The 19,194-nt window shown below is 56.8% G+C and carries 15 protein-coding genes; 7 read left to right on the forward strand and 8 right to left on the reverse strand.

From position 1 onward, the window contains the following. Positions 1-275 precede the first annotated feature (275 nt). Positions 276-2,621 carry a hypothetical protein gene (locus KP703_RS05455; RefSeq protein ID WP_215754049.1) on the reverse strand — a complete coding sequence of 782 codons (2,346 nt, stop codon included), beginning with the start codon at positions 2,619-2,621 and terminating at the stop codon, positions 276-278. A 50-nt stretch (positions 2,622-2,671) separates the two neighbouring features. Then, complete coding sequence (locus KP703_RS05460; RefSeq protein ID WP_062143679.1) at positions 2,672-3,487, reverse strand: universal stress protein; 816 nt, start codon at positions 3,485-3,487, stop codon at positions 2,672-2,674. Positions 3,488-3,747: 260 nt separating this feature from the next. On the opposite strand from KP703_RS05460, the gene KP703_RS05465 reads away from it, so the two are divergent. From KP703_RS05465 to KP703_RS05485, 5 genes are all read left to right on the forward strand, one after another. Continuing rightward, positions 3,748-4,533, forward strand: a complete 786-nt coding sequence (locus KP703_RS05465; protein ID WP_215754050.1) for an alpha/beta fold hydrolase — start codon at positions 3,748-3,750, stop codon at positions 4,531-4,533. Between the two features lie 368 nt (positions 4,534-4,901). Beyond that, positions 4,902-5,930 carry a hypothetical protein gene (locus KP703_RS05470; RefSeq protein WP_215754051.1) on the forward strand — a complete coding sequence of 343 codons (1,029 nt, stop codon included), beginning with the start codon at positions 4,902-4,904 and terminating at the stop codon, positions 5,928-5,930. 49 nt (positions 5,931-5,979) lie between these two features. Then, complete coding sequence (locus KP703_RS05475) at positions 5,980-7,119, forward strand: polysaccharide biosynthesis/export family protein (RefSeq protein WP_215754052.1); 1,140 nt, start codon at positions 5,980-5,982, stop codon at positions 7,117-7,119. Positions 7,120-7,129: 10 nt separating this feature from the next. Then, the gene (mdoH, locus tag KP703_RS05480; protein ID WP_215754053.1) at positions 7,130-9,445 is read left to right on the forward strand and encodes a glucans biosynthesis glucosyltransferase MdoH; all 2,316 of its coding nucleotides are present in this window, start codon (positions 7,130-7,132) and stop codon (positions 9,443-9,445) included. Beyond that, a complete protein-coding gene (locus KP703_RS05485; protein WP_373687442.1) occupies positions 9,399-9,599 on the forward strand; it encodes an alpha/beta fold hydrolase in 201 nt (66 codons plus the stop codon). The genes mdoH and KP703_RS05485 overlap by 47 nt, the downstream gene beginning before the upstream one ends. Positions 9,600-9,623: 24 nt before the next feature. On the opposite strand, the gene KP703_RS05490 is transcribed toward KP703_RS05485, so the two are convergent. From KP703_RS05490 to KP703_RS05515, 6 genes are all read right to left on the reverse strand, one after another. After that, on the reverse strand, positions 9,624-10,514 hold the full coding sequence (locus KP703_RS05490) for a hypothetical protein (RefSeq protein ID WP_215754054.1): 891 nt from the start codon (positions 10,512-10,514) through the stop codon (positions 9,624-9,626). A gap of 11 nt (positions 10,515-10,525) precedes the next feature. Continuing rightward, a complete protein-coding gene (locus KP703_RS05495) occupies positions 10,526-10,924 on the reverse strand; it encodes a lysozyme inhibitor LprI family protein (protein ID WP_215754055.1) in 399 nt (132 codons plus the stop codon). 179 nt (positions 10,925-11,103) lie between these two features. Beyond that, complete coding sequence (locus tag KP703_RS05500) at positions 11,104-11,358, reverse strand: hypothetical protein (RefSeq protein WP_215754056.1); 255 nt, start codon at positions 11,356-11,358, stop codon at positions 11,104-11,106. Next, positions 11,348-12,868 carry a PepSY-associated TM helix domain-containing protein gene (locus KP703_RS05505; protein ID WP_373687443.1) on the reverse strand — a complete coding sequence of 507 codons (1,521 nt, stop codon included), beginning with the start codon at positions 12,866-12,868 and terminating at the stop codon, positions 11,348-11,350. Before KP703_RS05505 ends, KP703_RS05500 begins: the two co-directional genes overlap by 11 nt. Positions 12,869-12,960: 92 nt before the next feature. After that, the gene (locus tag KP703_RS05510) at positions 12,961-15,162 is read right to left on the reverse strand and encodes a TonB-dependent siderophore receptor (RefSeq protein ID WP_373687444.1); all 2,202 of its coding nucleotides are present in this window, start codon (positions 15,160-15,162) and stop codon (positions 12,961-12,963) included. 147 nt (positions 15,163-15,309) lie between these two features. Further along, complete coding sequence (locus KP703_RS05515) at positions 15,310-16,968, reverse strand: NAD(P)/FAD-dependent oxidoreductase (protein ID WP_215754057.1); 1,659 nt, start codon at positions 16,966-16,968, stop codon at positions 15,310-15,312. A 103-nt stretch (positions 16,969-17,071) separates the two neighbouring features. Here KP703_RS05515 and KP703_RS05520 point away from each other — a divergent pair, with 103 nt between their 5' ends. Together KP703_RS05520 and KP703_RS05525 are read left to right on the forward strand one after the other, a co-directional pair. After that, positions 17,072-18,196: a cation diffusion facilitator family transporter gene (locus KP703_RS05520; RefSeq protein WP_215754058.1), complete on the forward strand. Its 1,125-nt coding sequence runs from the start codon at positions 17,072-17,074 to the stop codon at positions 18,194-18,196. A gap of 40 nt (positions 18,197-18,236) precedes the next feature. Beyond that, positions 18,237-19,181 carry a cation diffusion facilitator family transporter gene (locus tag KP703_RS05525; protein ID WP_062144220.1) on the forward strand — a complete coding sequence of 315 codons (945 nt, stop codon included), beginning with the start codon at positions 18,237-18,239 and terminating at the stop codon, positions 19,179-19,181. Positions 19,182-19,194: the final 13 nt, after the last annotated feature.

Below are 19,194 nucleotides of genomic sequence, written 5' to 3' on the forward strand. Positions count from 1 at the left end.
CCGTTTTACGATGCCCACATCGCATCTGCCATGCGGCGCACTCTTTTAAAGACTGCTGATAATTTCATTATGAAATTCAGAAGGCGTTATCAGAGCGCCTTAAAATCGGCACCCTCAGAGCAGACAGGAAGCATAGGCTCCGTGCCTTCGCATGCTCTCCCGGAAGGCCTCTACCACCAAGAAACATCCTCCTGCCGAATACAAAAAACTGGACGGCAGGGAGATATTAAAAACTATTTTATACTTCCTGAGGACACTTCATCACGCAACACCACTTACGCTCTTCTTGCAAGCACACTGGCATCACGCAGGGCCACAACATCCCCACGCATCTGTCGGCCACCGGCAAAGCCCAACCCAAGCAAAGCCAGCCCAGCCAGAAAACCAGCCCAGCCCCACGCCATGAAGGGCGGCGTAAAGCTGAACCGAATATCGGCATGCCCCGCAGGCAGGGCAATGCGCTCAAACAAACCATCCTCAACCGACGGCACCACGCTCTGGCCGTTTACGCTGGCTGTCCAGCCCGCCATCATCAGCTCTCGCCGGATGAGGAAAGACGGCGCGGCGCACTGCGTTTGCACCTCGGTCTGGGTGCGCGCCTGCACGCTGCATCCGGGGCCAGCCTCAAAATACGGGGCGGCATTGGGGAGGCGATACACGTCGGCTGTCGGGTCAGCATAAATCAGCTTCAGGCGGTTTTCCGGGGCCAGCGCCTCACTGCCCGGTAATGAGAAACCATGTGGCACCAATGCCAAAGCGACACCCAGTTTTTCAAAAACCTCCGGCCTTTTGGCCAGTGTCTCCGCCAGAAAGAACTGGCCGCCGGGGCGGTTGGGCGTAATGCCATCAAACGTCACCGCATCCACATCCGGGCCAAAATCATGCTTCATCCGCTCAACCCATGCGCTGGGCATGGGCACACCATTATGGTTGAGGGACGGCAGGCGAAAATACGCGCCGTAATTGGGGGCAATCACCCCCATCGTCACGAAACGCTGTAAACCCAGCTCCCGCTGCACGGTGTTCAGCAAAGGCGTATTGCGCGGCAACGGAGCGCGCACACAAAGCAGCGGAATACAGAACAACAGGAGCGCCTCGCCCAGAACGCCCGCGCTCACCAGCGCCACGCGTGCCCGCGCGGACCGCCAGCGGCCCCACCCCAGAAAACCCGCAGCACACAGCGCAACAACGCCACACCCCAGCAGAACGGACCCGGCCTCATACCCCCATGTTGGCACAGGGCCGTGGCTATAACCGCGCAGAGCGTCACGCGTCGGGCCGTTCAGCCGCCATGCGCCAAAGGCTGCCACTGCAAGTGCCACACTCGCCCACGCCACAGGCTTTTTAAAAACAGTCCGGATCTGCGTGGACGTAAACGCGGCAGGCAGACTGAACAGATCATCCAGCCCAAAGGCCGCCAGTAGAATAAGCGCGGCCTGTTCCGCCGGAAAACACAAACGATAGAAAATGGTGCGGCCCACACCGGGCAACAGATCCACCAGCCCGGTGATAATCGGCAGATTGGCCTGCTTGCCCATGCACACCAGAACATAACCTGCCAGCATCAGGCGCGCCGGGCGCTCGCGTTTGCCAAACAGGGCAACCAGCGCCAGCCAGGGCACCACCAGCCCGGTATAGCCGCCCATGGCCCACCATGCGCCAAACTGCTCTCCGCCCCCATAAAAAAACAGGCCGTTGATGTAGGGGAAAAGCGCCATAGCCCAACTGGCCTGCGGTAAAGCGGCGTCCAGCACACCTGCATGCGGGCCAATCCATGCGTCCCGCAGGAAGTCGGCAAAGGCTACCAGCTGCGGTGCTGCCAGCAAAAGGGCCGCAGCCCCACCGGCCATAATGCGCAAGGCATACGGCAGGCGCGTCGCAGCCGGTTGCTGCACCAGCCGCAACACCGCCCAGCACAAACCCAGCGTGCCGACCAGAAATGCTGTTTCCGGAAAGCCGGAGAGCAACAGATAGCCCAGCCCTACGGCCAGCCAGCCCCAGCCACCCACGCCGACATGCGTTCTGGCGCGCTCAATACCAAACAGCACCAATGGCAAAAAGGCCAGCGGCTGACTTGGCCCATCCGAAGCCCATGCATACGTGCCGTTAAACGCATAGAGCACTGCGCCCAGCAGAACGGCCCGCTTATCCAGACGCAAGGCCCGCAGAAAAGCGTACATCGCCAGCCCGGCGACAATCTGCAAGGCAATCTTCATCAGCAGCAAACCACCGGGAAAGCCCAGCAGCAAAACAAACGGCAGGAAGAAGGCAGCAGGCTGATACTCACCCGCCAGAGGCATCCCCACCCCGCTATAGGGGTTCCACCAGGGCAGGATCCCCTGCCGCCAGTCAGACGCCACCAGATGCCCCAGCGCCTGCACAATCACGCCCGCACAGCCATCAATCCAGCCGGGCAGACCGGGCAGCAGACCACCTTCCAGCCAGTCCCGGCGGGTGGTGGTCGCCACGGAAAGGACGGAAAGCGGGTCGGACGTCATCTGCCCGAACAGGGCGGGGCCGATCAGTTCAGGAAGGTGAACGAGAACAGGCAGCAGCACCAGCAGCGCGACGTGCCAGAGCGGCCAGCGACGCGACGCCGGGCGGGAAAAAGCGATATCCATAGCTCCACTTTAGCAAGAAGCGGGCCACTCTCCTACACAGCCCATCGCCTTTAATGATGCAGAAAGACCGGAATATTGGGATGGTGCAGCATATACTCGGTAACGCTTCCCATAATCCGGTTATACAACATGCCATGCTGGTAACCGCCCATCACCAGCAGATCGGCTTTTTCATCCTGCGCAATGTCCAGCAATTGCTGCGCCACGGCATCCGTCCCGTGCCGATGCGGCAGATGCGCACTTTCATACGCAATGCCGGGCAACAGATCCGGGGGCATGATTTCCCCTTCCGGGGAGAGAACCGTCACAGTTTCCGCGTGGGCCAGCAGCATGCGGGAGGCCGTAAAGGCCCTGCGGCAACACGGGGAATCCCGCCAGGCCATCAGCACCGTGCGCCCGCACGGGCGGTCCCAGAACGGCGGCACCAGCAGCAGCGGGCGATTTGTCTCAAAAATAGCAGACCGCAGCGCCCGGTGTTTTTGCTCACTGTCCCTGCGGTCGGGGAAGCTCAGGAGGATCAGCCCGGCATCTCTGCCATAGCCGTTGATAATCCGCTCCACGGCAATTTCCGGGTCCAGCCAGTTGACCTCCACAGCAGAAAGCCGGTCCGCCGGGGAGCCATATTCCTGCTCAAGCCACTGATGAAAGGTTGCATGCAGGCTGGCCGCCCACTCCCGCTGGTCCTGCCGCATGACAAAAGCGCCCTCATCGGTCAGCCCCATCGGGCCCCGGCCGTCATGGGGTGGCTCCCGGGCCGCAAGCACATCAATCCGGTCCCCTCCCACCTGTTTGATCAGGGATGCCGCGAGAGAGAGCAGGACCACAGCCTGATCAGGCTGGTTCAGGATAACGAGGCAGCGTTGCATAAAAACCGTCCTTCTTCTGTTCCGTCCCTGGCGCACAGACATGCGGCAGACGCGCTCTGCCTCATGGAGACGGTTCCGGTTCAAACCTCCATACGCCCAAAAGTTCCCGCTCAGCGCATGCCACCCTCTTCACCATTGCAAGTCTCGCAGGAAGGTGAAGAAAAAACTGCCCCTGCCCCCTCGCCTTTGGGGGAAAGATAAGCGAAAGTTCCGCCGGACCAGCTCTCCAGAGCCTTGTTTTTGAAAGGATAAAACACGCCGTGCTGCTGAACGTGATTGAACGGGGCCCCGACGTGTCCTCCGAGGCAACGCCTCTTCCCCCTGTTGTTCTGCTGCATGGACTGTTTGGCCGGGCCCGCAATCTGGGTTTTGTGCAGCGCCGGCTGGCCGCCACCCGCCGCACGCTGGCGCTGGATTTACGCAACCACGGGGACAGCCCCCACGGCCCCATGAGCTTCCGGATTATGGCGGACGATGTGCGGGAAACGCTGGAACATCATAACGCCCTGCCCGCCATGCTACTGGGCCATTCCATGGGCGGCAAGACAGCCATGATGCTGGCCCTGCGCCACCCGGAATGCGTGCATAGCCTGCTGGTGGTGGACATTGCCCCCGGCGAGGGTGGCTTTACCCGCATGGACGTACCGGCCGAACTGGAAACGCTGGACTTCCCCCCGCACTTAGACCGCGCCGGAGCCGACGCCCTGCTGCGCCCGCTGATCCCCAGTGAAGCGATCCGCCAGATGATGGTGCAGAACATGCGGCTGGGCGACAATCCCGGCTGGAGCATTGGCCTTGCGGATATCATGACGGCCCTGCCTACCATTATGAGCTGGCCGGACCTGCCACCGGGCACGCAGTATGATGGCCCGACCCTGTTTATCCGGGGTGAGATTTCTCCCTACATCCAGCCCAAAAACTACCCCGCCATGCGCCGCCTGTTCCCGCACTATACGCTGGAGACTATCAGCGGCGCAGGCCACTGGGTGCATGTTGACGCGCCAAAGCGGTTTGCGGAGCTGGTGGAGAAGTTTGCTAAAAACTAATAGTATTTCCCGTTTGCATTCCAAAAACATCGACAGAAATAAGCAACTCTCTCCCTCTATTGCTGCATTTAATTTGATATTTTATTTTTAACTTTCATGTTACTACAAGAATAACTCGGTTTAAATTCTAGTTATTACCTAATAAAATATTGACGATTATAAATACATAAGGCATTCAAGCCTCGATTTCCCTAAATACCAATTTATGGGAAATGAAAAAACTTGCGCTTAAACCTGAAGAATCAATTATGAACCATACCTATACTGGGAATACTTCTATTTCTTCTAATAACCATTCGGCCTCCGCGCCATCTCTTCCAGTATCAGTTCCGGTTCCAAAAGTAGCAGCAGCATCACGCTGGAGCTTTTTGCGGTCTCCGCTTTTTTTAACGGTTGTCGCCGTTCCAAATTTTATTGCCCTGACATACTGGGGGCTTATTGCCTCCCCGGTTTATCAGTCAGACGCCATTGTCATTGTCACAAATCCCAACAAGGATTCTGACAGCCTGACGTCCCTTCTGGCCGGGAATGCCGGGGCCTCCACATCAGGGGCATGGATCCTTAAAAATCGTCTTTTGTCATGGGACGAATTTAAATCCATTGATCAGAAATACCATATTGCCGAAACCTATAAACACGGCGATTTTGTCGCGCGGGCTGGTGGGCTTTCCAGCTTCTGGCGCACGGATGATATTGCTCTGTGGCATTATTACCAAAGCATGGTTGGCATCACGATTGATGAACAAACCGGCATTACTCAGGTGAATGTCAAAGGCTGGAATTCAAAAGATGCTTATGAAATCTCAAAAACACTCATTCAGGATGGTATCACCCACCTTAATCACCTGAATGAAGATGAAGATAACGATTTCATTTCATCCGCCACCCAAGAATCAGAACGCCTGCAAAAGCAGCTGGCAGAGGATGAACACGCCATTTCACAATGGCGGTCTCAGCATGGCTATTTAAGCCCTGTTTCTGACTACACCTCTCTGGCAGACCAGGCTGTGCAGCTCACGACAAAGCACATTGAACTGAACAGCCAGTATCAATCCATTGTCAGAAACGCACCGGGCAACCCTTCTGCGTCGTCTCTCAAGACGCAGATGAGTGTGATTGAAAATGCAAGTGCTGATGCGCGCACGGCATCTCAGGCCATCTTCCCGGTTGCGATTGAATATGAAACGCTGGATCTGAAACGGGAAACCGACAGCAAGCTGATGGTTGCAGCAGAAACTGCGCTACAGGAAGCCCGGATTAAGTCCGCACAAAACCACTACTACCTGAAAACAGTGAGTCATCCTTCTGAGCCTCATGCTCCATCGGGTCCTCAGCGCCTGAAATGGATTCTGCTTGTTCTCGTTATCAGTCTGATCCTGCGCGCGCTGCTCGCTTAAAAGCCGCTCTCTTTTCTTTCTGATTTCATTCGCACGGACCTGATATTCAATGACCAAATCATGGGCTCGCCTGAAAATTGCAGGCACGCTTGCTCTTTGCCTTGGAAGCACCGCTCTCCTGCCGGGCTGTTCTCTTCCTAATGCCGGCCCGCTGGCAGGAGAAATGGAAGATACAAAGGGCGTGGAGATCATTCCCGTCACGCCGGAACTGGCCCTGAGCATGACACGGCAGTTGCAGGCGGAAGAGCAGAGAAAACTGACGGATGCTCTAACAAAACTTGCCAATGCACCTCCCGTGCGAGACTACACGCTGCAACCCGGCGATACCGTCGATGTGGCCCTGTGGAGTTTTGCTGACGGTGCCAGCACTGTTCAGACGGCTCCAACTACGCCAGGACCGCAGGCTACAAAGCTTGGCAGCTTCCAGATTGATACGGCAGGCACAATTACTCTGCCCTATGCTGGCCGCATTGCCATTGCGCATCACACCCCCAATGCCGCGCGGGATATCATTGCCCACCGCTATGCACAGCTTGGGATTGTTCACGCCCCAGACGTGACAATTAACAGTTCTGCCAGCCAGAACGGTATTATCGTCACCGGGTCCACCGGGGAACCGAAAGTCCTCTCCTGGAACCCGGGGGGCATTACGCTTGCCCGCGCCATTACCCTCACGCTCGGCAACGGCACGACAACTCTGAGCGAAAACAGCGCGCTGGATACAAGCACAAATGCAATCAGCGTTGCCATCATCCGTCAGGGAGAGGAAGTCGACCTTCCCGTTCCTGACGCCCTGAACCGTGATATTCCGTTGCGCCCCGCAGATAAAATCATCATGCGCCGTGAACCCGCCGTGCAGGTTACCGTTATTGGTGGTGGTGTCTCGCGCGATGGGCTCTATGGTTTTTCAAAACCGCAGAGTCTGGAAGCAACTATTGCCGGTGCACAGGGTCTCAACCCGAACGCTGCCAACAGCACGCGTATTTTTGTCTTTCGGCAGCAGCCGGATGATCAGAAACCTCTGCTCTATATTTTCTCCTGGAAGGATGGCAACGGGCTGATTGCGGCACAACGCTTCCCGGTTCGAGATCAGGATATTGTCTACGTTGCGGAATCTCCCATCGTACCAATCTCGCGTGTTCTGAACACGATCTTCCAGATGGCTCTTCCTGCGACAATCGCCAGATAAGATATTCTTCATGGATTTTGCGCCGTATCTGACGCTTGCGGGGCTGGACGCATCTCAAGCCACACACGTCGCGCAGCACATCACCTCCTGGGATGAGCTACACGAATGGCTTGATGCGCATGCCCCGGAGGATACAACACCTCTGCCCCGGCGTACCTCCATTGGCACGCCCTTTATGGAAACATCCTGGAAAACGGCGCTAAAAAGGCGGTTTTCCAGATTACAGGAAGAAGGACAGCCTGTAGGGGAAGAACCGTTATGGCCAGCCGTTGTTGAACGGCGGAGACGGGTCTCTCTGATTACCACCCTTTTTCTGACCGTGTCGCTGACACTGCTTGCCGATGCCACGCTAACGGCAGAGCATATCACGCCCTTACTCAAAACGGCTTATCTGCTTTTATACAGCATCATGAGCTATTTCATGATTGCGACCTTTGCAAAACTTGCAATCGGATCCTGGCACGCTTTACGCGGCCCTGCGGGTAACCCCTGGCATCCCGCTCATAGTGCGACAGAACCACGGCCAGACACGCGGGTTGCCGTCCTGTTTCCTGTCTATCATGAAGACCCTGCACGCGTTGTGGCAGGGATGATCGCAACGGCACAATCCATTTGCCGGTATGCGCCAGACCACACACAGCATTATGAATTTTTCCTTCTCTCAGACAGCAGAAAGCCGGGCTACAGAATTGCAGAACTGGCAGCCCTGAATCAGGCTCAGGAAGCCTGCCCGGACATTTTGTTTCATTATCGGTGGAGAACATCCAACGATCACGCCAAGCTCGGGAATGTCATCGATTTTTGCCGCCGCTGGGGCAAAGTCTACGAATACATGCTGGTCATGGATGCGGACAGCCTCATGCAGGGGAACACCATTCATCAGCTCCTGCGCATGATGGAAGGCAACCACCGGCTGGGTATTCTGCAAACAAACCCGACCCCCATTTTGCGTGAAAGCTTTTTTGGGCGGATGCAGCAGTTTGCGGGAAGGCTTTACGGATCTGCCTTTTCCTACAGCCTGCAGGCCATGTACATGGGCCATGCCAGCTATATTGGCCATAATGCCCTCATCCGCACGCAGGCCTTTATTGACCATTGCATCCTGCCTGACTTGCCGGGCAAAACCCCATGGGGCGGCAAGCCTCTCAGTCATGATATTATTGAAGCCGCTCTTATGGCCCGTGCTGGTTATGAAGTCTGGTTTCTGCCTGACATGGGCGGAAGCTATGAGGAAATACCGGCTAATATTCTCGGCTTCCTGATCCGGGAGAGGCGTTGGATGCAGGGCAACCTGCAACATGCCCGTTTTTTGTTTCTTGAGGGTCTTAAACCGCTGCATCGGGAAAACTTCCTGAGTGGTTTTATGGGCTACATGTCAGCCCCCCTCTGGGCAGCATTTCTGATTATTTCTGCGGCGTCCATGGTGTCTTATCTGCAAACCGGACGCCTTGCAGAAGGCACGATTGCGCAGATTGAAGTGCCGTCCATCATGATGCTTGCGGCCTCTGTCGTCTTCCTGTTCTCACCGCGCATTCTGGCGATCTGCCTGAATATCAAACGGGAAAAATCCTATCTGTTTGGCGGCAAGAACAAACTGGTTCTTTCCACGCTGGCGGAAACAGTGTTCTCCTTCTTTTTTGCCCCGCTGATGATGGCGTTTATCTCCCGTTTTGTCTGGTTCTGGGTTAAACGAAAAAGTATTTCCTGGGGCACCCAGCAGCGCGATGATGAAGCCCTCCCCTGGGCCATCTGCTTCAGGCATTTCGGCTGGACAAGCGCTGTTGGTATTATCGCCACAGCCATCCTGTTCTATCAGCTCCAGAAAGTGCCAGCACAGGCTATCGCGCTGCTTTCCGTTGCATCAGGCCACTGGCTGCGACCGGAAAGCATGTTTATCTGGTTTTTCCCCATTCTGGCCGGACTGGGGGCAAGTGTTCTTATCGCCCGTGTAACCAGCCGCACCTTTCCGTTCCTGAAAAAAGCCGGATGGTTCATGATTCCTGAAGAAGTTATTGTTCCTCAGGAAATTACCGATATGGAACACTGGAATACGCACCTGATCGCCTCTATCCCTGATCCGGATAAACTTCAGGACTGTGTGCATTACGCGCTGATGGATCGCCTTTTCTACATCAAGCAGAGAGCCAGAACACGTTACAGGCCGCTTGTTGCTGAGGCCGTTCTGACTAAAATTTACAACGGCGAAAAATTGTCTGTCTCAGAATTCATGATTGCGCTTGGCGATACAGACTGCGTCGATGCCATGCACCGGATGTCCTGTGACGCATACGCTCAGTCCCCCTCCGCATTTCCTCAGTCGGGGTGAGATTTCTCCCTACATCCAGCCCAAAAACTCCCCCGCCATGCGCCGCCTGTTCCCGCACTACACGCTGGAAACCATCAGCGGCGCGGGCCATTGGGTGCATGTTGACGCGCCGAAGCGGTTTGCGGAGCTGGTGGAGAAGTTTGCTGAGCGGTGACTGAAAAGCCTCAGCAGCTCTTTCCTAATGTAACAAACGATGTGAACGGAGAGGCGTATCAATTTTTTGAAAATTGTTCTGTATAAAGCGCAACTTTTCTGCAGAAACACACAACTCTATATCAGAGGAAAAACCACTTCCTTCAGGACTAAAACTGGACGTTTCCCGACAGCTTTCAGAAACTTTTTTAACCCAGTTCTGATAGGACTGAGCAGTTCGAGATGTTTCTTTATTTGAATCAAAATGTTTTTCGATAATCCCATCAAAATAATAATTTATGTTTGATATACAGATATTCATATTCCGCTGATCGAAACGACACGTCCTGAGTGACATGTCCATACACGTATTTACACTGTTATCAGATGTATATGTCTCGCTAAGGCATTTATCTATTACAGTTTTATCTGGTGTGTGTTCACATCCGGACTCAAAAAAATCAGGCCTGCCGACTTTTTTTGAGTCCGGATAAAAAATGCAATCTTTTAAATGATCTCTGGTTACTTCAAAATGTATAGAAACAGGGAGAGATTTTTCGCGGTTATACCAGCGTCCTTCCAGACCAATAGACGTATAAAAACTAAGTGGAAGAGTGTTTTTTCCATTTGGTGGCTTGAAATGAAGGTCAAAAACTCCGCCACTCGGTTCGGATAAAATGATTTTCTGGTCTATAATTTTTATTTCCAAAGGAATTATTATTTTTTGAGAGACATAAGAGTAATGTGCCGCTATCGGATCAGTTTTATTCTCAAGCGTCATAATCATGACAATAGGGGAATCGCCAATCTTGCCCGTCATTCCCTCGTCATAAACTGTTTTCCCCATCTCCTCTGCATAAGAGACAAGAGGAAAAAGTAAAAAAATCATAGTTATAAAAAACGTGTATTTTATAATAATTCTAAATTTATAAGCCATTAAATCTCACCTTAATCCAAATAACGACCGTAGGCGGCTTTTAATTCATCTTCATGGTGTCGTGTCAGGGCTTCCAGGCAGGCAAAATGGGCTGGAGGACCACCTGAAGCACCATCGTAGAGAGCATACTCTGCATCACAAAAACTATTTTTATAAAGAACCCACGTTTTTTCCATCTGTTGCAGCTGTTCAAGATGGGATCCCGGCATCTTTTCCTGAATGTTCTGAACTGTTTGCTGCAAATGCATATCTGCTTTTTGACTCGCATTGAAAAGACAACTCGTAAATTTTACTTCCGGGCCCACTCCCCTGCATGGTGCACCAGGATCATTCATGTGTTGGGCATAAGCATAAATCGGCAGCGTCAAAAGAATGACGACGAATGTAAAAGCGCAGCTTTTTGTGACCATCTTCGGCGCTCCAAAATGTATCGGATCTCTCCAGTATGCCCCCATACTGCGCGACATATCAGAACAAACTCAAACTATAACGTTTTGTTGTTTTTTATGGCTTCTCTTCGCAGTGCGTGGCAGTCCACAAAGCAGGAACACTCGCCACTTTCTGCCCTCACAAGCGTAAGGGAGGGACGTTAAAACTTCTGCCCCCTCCCCCACTGTCCGGCCATCCTTTTCCCAGTCCGCAGCAAAGCGGCCACAATCACGGCAAAGCCCAGCCCCAAAACCCAGAACACAACAGCAAAGGCCGCATTGTCTGACCGCATGATTTCCAGACACAGGCTAGCGCACAGCAGCAAGATGCCGGTCCATTTTGCGCCTGCAGGGTGCAGGGAGATCAGGAAAACCCCACAAAATTGCAGGACGATATAAAGCCCGTCAGCCCCCATTCTGATCCGCCTTCATGGATCGAAGGGCAAGAACACAACAGCCTGCCAGACAAAGTGCGACGAGAGACACAGCACGCTCCACACCATCCGCCCAGGGCGCGCTGAGCAGCACGATACAGCCGGAAACAGCCACACCCAGACCGACAAAAATCCGCCAACCTGTCCGGGCAGGCACTACTACGGTTAACAGCAAAAGCAGAAACCATACAGCAAACACGACCTGTATCTCCCGCGTGGCCCGGTCAGCCAGCGTGACAGGCAGCAGGCGGTTAGCGAGAAAAAATGCGGCGAAGGCAACAGGCGTGCCCGCCACCATGCCGGCGTTAACGCGGTCAAGCAGGATAAGACGGACGCTATCCCCTCGGCGCAGGCGGCGTCTGATCCATAATCTCAGCCCGCTTCCCGTGACAATAAGAAGCAGAATACCGGACCCAAAATACAGCCAGCGGGTGGCAAGTGGTGCAAAATGCGCGACATGCAGCCCGTAGAGCACGGCAAAGGCCGTCACAACCGGACGTTGCTCATGCGTGTCAGCCAGCAGTTTTCCCGTTTTTCCATCAAAGCGCAGGACGTGGGTGCCAAAGGCAATCCGGTCATTATTGTCCCCCATAATGACGATGGTCGCAGCGCTGTCGGACGGGTTGTAAACATAGACCTGATTCATCCCCTCCGTTTTCAAACGCTCGGCCGCTTCTGCCAGAACCGAACCAATGGGGGCCAGTGTGCTTGCCGTGCCTGTGGGTGTGCGGGCGGACAGGGATGGAGCCAGAGCCGCCTCAAACGCAGAGGCGTCCCGGTAATGCGCCAGTCCGGCCCACGGCATCAGGAGAGTGCCGAGCGTGACCGCACCGGTCAACGCAATGGTGAGGTGGAACGGGAGCGCTGCAACCCCCGCCAGATTATGCGCGTCCAGCCAGCTGCGCTGTCCTTTTTTGGGTCTGAAGGTGAAGAAATCCAGAAAGATCCGCCTGTGCGCAACAATTCCTGTCAGCAGCACGAACACCAGCGCAAGGGCTGCAATCGCGGCAAGCAGACGCCCCCACGGGTAGGGCAACTGAAGTTCAAAATGGAACCGATAGAAAAAGTCTCCCCCCAACGTATCGCGGATCGTGTCGGGGGAGCCGGTCACAGGATCAAGCGCGCGTTGCAGAAATGCGCCGTTCTGATCCCATGCCGCCCAGCTGAACGGCGCGCGCGCTCGTGCCGGGGTGATGTACCATGCAGAGGACTGCGGGGCATGGCGGCTGAGCCAGCCGATGGCGGCCTCGGTCGCCTTGACCGGGTCCACCGGGCGCACTCCCAGTTCCGGGCGTGCCCAGAGGCTGATTTCAGGCCGAAACACGCTGAGCGTGCCGGACAGCGTGATCACATAGATCAGCCATCCGGTAAAAATGCCCGCCATATCGTGCACTTGCGTCATGGCGGCCCGAAAGCCGGTACGCACGCGAGAAAAGCCGACCATGGCGAGCACTGGCCAGCCGACCAGTGCGACAAAAATGCCGGTCAACACGGCGTTGACCGGCGATAACGGCAGACAAGACGCGGTCAAAAAACTCAGAAGCGCCGCACCGGCGTATGCAAGAAAGATGACCGCGGCAGATTTCACCAAGAAAAGCCTATACTACCCTGTGCGTTGCGTCGTTCCCCGTAATAGCAGAATGCCTGACCGTAGGACGCATACGCCATACAGTTGGAAACGAAGTGCTTGTCAAACAGGTTACGGACACTGGCCGAGGCCGTCCACCCATGCAGCGAGGGGGAGAGGTTAGACAGGTCATACCGGATGGAGCCATCAAACAGCGCATAATTCGGCACCCACACGCTGCCATTATCGCCCTCGCCACCATAGGCTTTGGCGGTGTAGCGCATGCCGCCCCCAAAGCCGAAGCCTTTCATGGGGCCAGACGGCATGGTGTAGAAGGCAAACAGTGAGGCATTCCCTTTACCGGACTGGATCAGCGGTTTGCCGGTTGAATCATCATGCACTTTCTGAACACTGACGGCGGCTGTCACCATCAGTCCCTTATAAACATCTGCATGCGCTTCAAACTCAAACCCATCAGAATGCACCTTACCGCTCTGCACGCTGTACGGCAGGCTGCCGACAGAGACGAGAACATTGGTCTGCTCAATATGGAAGCCTGCGGCAGTCAGCAGAACCGGCGTTCCCGGAATCTGATATTTCAGGCCTCCTTCAAGCTGTTTCCCGATGGAGGGGTCAGCCTGCCGCATTGTCTTGCCGCCATTGTCTGACACAAGGCCAGACTGCGGCTGGAAGGATGTTGAATAGCTGATGTACGGCGCAAGCCCGAAGTCAAAGTGATACAGGCCGGACGCGCGCCATGTAATCTGGCTGGAGCGCTGCCGCGTATCGGACCCGCTAAAACGCTCGATCTGATGAGACCGATACCAGTCATTCCGCAGGCTTCCGTTCAGCACCAGCCCGCCCCAGTGGATTTCATCCTGCCCATAGGCACCAATCTGGTGTGAATCCGCTTTATACCGGGCCGCCGCAGTCATGTCGGGAAACGTCATGTGGTAGTTGGGGTGCAGCACGTTCAGGTCCGGCGCATCACCCTCGCTGTAAAGTTCCCCCGCCTGCTGCCACATGTAATCATAGCCAAACATCAAGGTATGCCGCAGGGGGCCGGTGTTCACATGCCCTTTAAACTGGCTGTCAAATGCCAGATTGTGCACGTGCTCGTTGGTGCCGTAGGCATAACGCGGCACCGTATCCGGGCTGCTGTAATAGCCGGCATCATAGGTGCTTCTCTGATCTACCTTGATATCGTCGTAACGCCCGCGGGAGTTGAAGCTCCAGTCGTTATTGAAGCGATGCGAGAAGATATAGGTAAAGGAGCCGTGTTTCCGGTTGAATTTCTCAACCCCCACGTCTCCATCATAGAAGTTACGCGGCAGATAGCCGAAGGAGGCTCGTCTGAGTGAGCCTTCCAGCGGCACACCGCCATAGGTCCCGCTTTCCGGGTCATACTGGTAATTGCCCAGAATTGTCAGCGTGGTCGGGCCATCGCCCCCAAAGCTGAAAGACGGGCTGATGGAAAAGCGACGGCTACCCGTTTTGGACAACTGCGTGTGCTGGCCGTTCACTGTTCCATACAGACGGTACCGCACCGAGCCGTTGTCGGTCGCGTAGCCACCAACATCCGCATCCACACGGTACAGGTCAAACATGCCGCCCGTTGTGGTGACATCACCATAAGAGCGCTGCGCGGTTGGCAGTTTGCTGGAAAGAGCTGCAAGACCGCCGGGGCTGGACTGGCCATAGAGCGCAGAGGCCGGTCCTTTCAGCATTTCAACCCGGTCAAGCCGGAACGTATCGGTCTGCCCCACCGCATAGCCTGTCGGGCTGTCCTGCATCTTCAGGCCGTCAAGGAACGTGGGAACACTAAAACCACGGAGAAGGAACTGGTCATACCGCGTGCCAATGCCGCCACGCAGATCCGGCGTGATACCTGCCGTATAGCGCACCGCCTGATTGAGACTCAGCACGCCGCGCACATTCATCTCATTGCGGGTGATGACGGACACGGACTGGGCCGTTTCAATCAGCGGCGTATCGCTTTTGGTGGCGGACGATGCAGACGTGGAAAGCCGACGCCCCTGCACGTTGATAGCCTCAGCTGCCGCAGCATGCGCTGCCGACTTCGCCGCAGGCTTTTGCGAGGATGTTTTGACGGAGGACGACTTTCCTGCCGCATCCTTTTTCTCAGGTTCAGCGGCCAGAAGAGGCTGGCTGGCGCAGGCCACCCCCAACACGACGAAAAGACAGGCAGTACGAGACACGGCGTTCTTTCTCCCACGAAGTAGGAGCCGCTTACATGAAGATGCGAATTATTTGCAATATACCATTTGGCAATAATATGGCAGGCCAGCCCTGCATCACTGATTTGGGGGCCGCTAAAAAGCGGCACCCCCGCCCCCTGCCTGCCGTTAAAGCCCCAGCCCGTCTACTGTTTTTCCGGCAATATCCATCGCCACGGCTTCCGCAATACGGATGCCATCAATTCCGGCTGAGAGAATGCCACCCGCATACCCTGCCCCCTCGCCCGCAGGATACAGGCCGGGGGTGCTGAGGGACTGACCATCCGCGCCGCGCGGGATACGCAGCGGGGAGGAGGTGCGGGTTTCAACACCCGTCATAACCGCATCTTCCATCGCAAAGCCTTTCAGCTTGCGGTCAAACAACGGCAGCGCTTCCCGCAGAGCGGCGACAGCAAAGTCCGGCAAACAGGTGGACAGATCCGCAGGCGTCACGCCCGGCTTGTAAGACGGCACCACCGCGCCGAGTGTGGTGGACGGGCGGCCCGCCAGAAAATCCCCCACGCGCTGGGCCGGGGCTTTGTAGGACCGGCCTCCCGCTTCAAACGCCTTGCGTTCCCAGTGGCGCTGGAACGCCATGCCCGCCAGCGGATCATCCGGGTAATCCTCACCGGGGCGCAGATCCACCACCATGCCGGAATTGGCATTCCGTTCCGCACGAGAATACTGGCTCATGCCGTTGGTAACCACCTGTCCTTCTTCGGATGTCGCAGCGACCACGGTGCCACCGGGGCACATGCAGAAGGAATACACCCCGCGCCCGTTGCTGGCATGATGCACCAGCCGATATTCCGCAGCACCCAGCAGCGGATTGCCCGCGCTGGTGCCAAACTGCGCCGTATCAATCACGGATTGCGGATGCTCAATCCGCACACCAATGGAAAAGGGCTTGGCCTGCATCTGCACGCCTGCCTGCTGCAACATGGTAAAGGTGTCGCGCGCGCTGTGGCCGACGGCCATCACCACATGGTCTGCGGCAATCACCTCGCCCTCTGCCGTGCGCACGCCTTTAATACGGCCCGTGCCTTCATCCTGCACCAGACCGTCCACACGGGTTCCAAAGCGATATTCACCGCCAGCCGCTTCAATTTCGGCGCGGATATGCTCCACCATGGAAACGAGCCGGAACGTGCCGATATGCGGATGCGCCAGATACAGGATTTCTTCCGGGGCACCGGCCTTCACAAATTCTTCCAGCACCCGGCGGCCCAGAAAACGCGGGTCCCGCACCTGACTATAGAGCTTGCCGTCCGAGAACGTCCCGGCCCCGCCCTCGCCAAACTGCACATTGCTCTCCGGCGTCAGCACACCCTTCCGCCACAGCGCGAACGTATCCACCGTGCGTTCCCGCACCACCTTGCCGCGTTCCAGAATCAACGGACGCAGGCCCATCTGCGCCAGCGTGAGGGCGGCCATAAACCCGCATGGCCCGGCCCCGATCACGATGGGGCGCAGATAGCCCGGCTTGCTGGCCCGTGCTGCACCATCCGTCACCGGCGGACGCCAGGTCATCTCGGGCGCGATGTTCACATGCGGGTCTTTGGGGTGCGCGGCCCGGTAGCGCGCCAGCACGGCGGCCTCATCCTTCACGGCGCAATCCACCGTGTAGACTAGCATGATCGCGCTGCGCCGCCGTGCATCATGCCCGCGCCGGAACACGGTAAAACGCTCCAGCGCATCCGGCGCAATGGCGAGACGCGCGCGGATGGCGTCTTCCAGCGCTTCGGGGGGATGGTCCAGCGGAAGCCGCAGTTCGGTCAGTCTGAGCATGGCGCGACCTTTATCACATGTGATAGACAGTTAAGGGGCTTCCCTATGCCGGACAGCGTTCTGACGCAACGGGCACGCCTCCGCCAACCTGCAAGGACACGACATGTCTCAGCCGCCGTCCGCCTCATCAGGCCCGCACACGGACCATTCCGCCTGCACGGCGCATGACCACGATCACGCGCATGATGCCGCACACGGTCACTCAGGCAAAAACGCTCCGGCAGACACGCACAGCCATGACGATCATGACGCAGACCATGCGCATGATGACCATGACCACGATCATGACGGTCACGACCATCACCACCATGGGTTCGGGCATGCGCATGTGCATACCCCGGCCTCCTTTGGTTCGGCGTTTGCCATCGGGATTGCACTGAACGTTGTCTATCTGGGGGCAGAAGCCTTGTGGGGCATTCTGTCCAACTCGCTCTCCCTGCTGGCGGATGCCGGGCACAACCTCTCCGATGTTCTGGCACTGGCGGCGGCATGGCTGGCGCAGCATCTGTCCGCCAAATCCCCCTCCGCCCGCTTTACCTATGGGCTGCGACGCTCTTCCATTCTGGCGGCCCTCGCTAATGCTGTCATCCTCATGCTGGTGACGGGCGGCGTCGCATGGGAGTCCATCGAGCGGCTGTTCCACCCCGCGCCGGTGGCCGGCAAGACCATGATGATTGTGGCGGCCATCGGCATTCTGGTGAATGGCGGCACGGCCCTGCTGTTTGCCTCCGGCCAGAAAAACGACATCAATATTCGTGGGGCCTTCCTGCATATGGCGTCGGACGCCGTGACCTCTCTGGCCGTGGTGATTGCGGGCGGCCTGGTACTGCTAACCGGCCTGACATGGATCGACCCCGCCATCAGTCTTGCCATTTCCGTTGTGGTGGTGCTGGCCACATGGTCCCTGCTGCGGGATTCACTGGATATGGCGCTGGATGGTGTCCCCCGCTCTGTGGACCGGGACAGTGTGGAGAACTTCCTGCGCACCCAGCCCGGCGTTGCGGACCTGCATGACCTGCACATCTGGCCCATGAGCACGACGGAAACCGCGCTTACGGTGCATCTGGTCCGTGAGGCCAGCCTGCCTGCCGGCCAGACAGAAACCCTGCTGCTGCAAAACACGGTGGCAACCCTGCGCACCCGCTTTGGCATCGTGCACCCCACGGTACAGATTGAAAGTGCGGACTATCACCCGTCCTGCCATCTGGTGGACCCACACACGGTTTAAGCGGCTGCGTTTTTGGTCAAGGTCTGGTATCGCTCTGCCCATGCAGCTCCCTCTCCCCCAAAGTAACAAAAGCATCGCCCTGTGCAGTCTGGCCGTTAGTCTGGTTGCACTGGGGCTGAAATACGCCGCCTACGCCACCAGTGGCAGCGTGGCGCTGTATTCCGATGCGGTGGAGACCATCATCAATGTGGTCTCAGCCTTAGGGGGGCTGTGGGCGCTAAGCGTTGCGGAACGTCCGGCAGACCACAACCACACATACGGACACTATAAAGCGGAATATCTCTCCGCTGTGGCCGAGGGTACGCTGGTGCTGGTCACCGCCTTCGTCATCGGGCGCGAGGCCGTGGAAGGTTTTCTGCACCCGCACCCTACCGGCGCGCCTTATGTGGGTATTCTGCTCAACGCGGCCGCCACAGTGGTCAATCTGGTGTGGGGGCTGACCCTTGTGCATGCGGGGCGCAGCCGTCGCTCCCCCGCCCTGCAGGCAGGCGGGCAGCATGTGCTGTCCGATGTCTGGACCGGCGTCGGGCTGGTGGTCGGCATGTTGCTGATCCCGCTAACGGGGTGGATCTGGCTGGATGCCGTGCTGGCCGGGCTGATTGCCATCAACGTACTGCGCGTGGGCTGGGAGATGATGCGGGAGTCCATCGCAGGCCTGATGGACGAGGCCCCCGCCCCCGAAACGCTGGATGATATCCGCGACATTATCGCCACCAATGGACGCGGCGCGATTGAAGCGCATGACATCCGCACCCGCATTGTGGGCGCCATCACGTTTCTGGAATTCCATCTGGTTGTGCCCGGCAGCATGACGGTGGAGGAAGCCCACCAGATCTGTGACCGGATTGAAGCCGGTCTGCGCACCAAAATGGGCGATACGCTGGTGCATATCCATGTCGAGCCGGACAACATGGCCAAGCATGAAGGCATTGTGTTCTGGCCTCGCCCTGCAACCGAGTCCGCCGCGCCGGGAAAATCTGTTTAACGCGTTTTCAGTT

Origin of the sequence: Acetobacter sp. P5B1 (assembly GCF_018811985.1) — a bacterium.
GTDB classification, from domain to species: Bacteria; Pseudomonadota; Alphaproteobacteria; order Acetobacterales; family Acetobacteraceae; genus Acetobacter; species Acetobacter cerevisiae.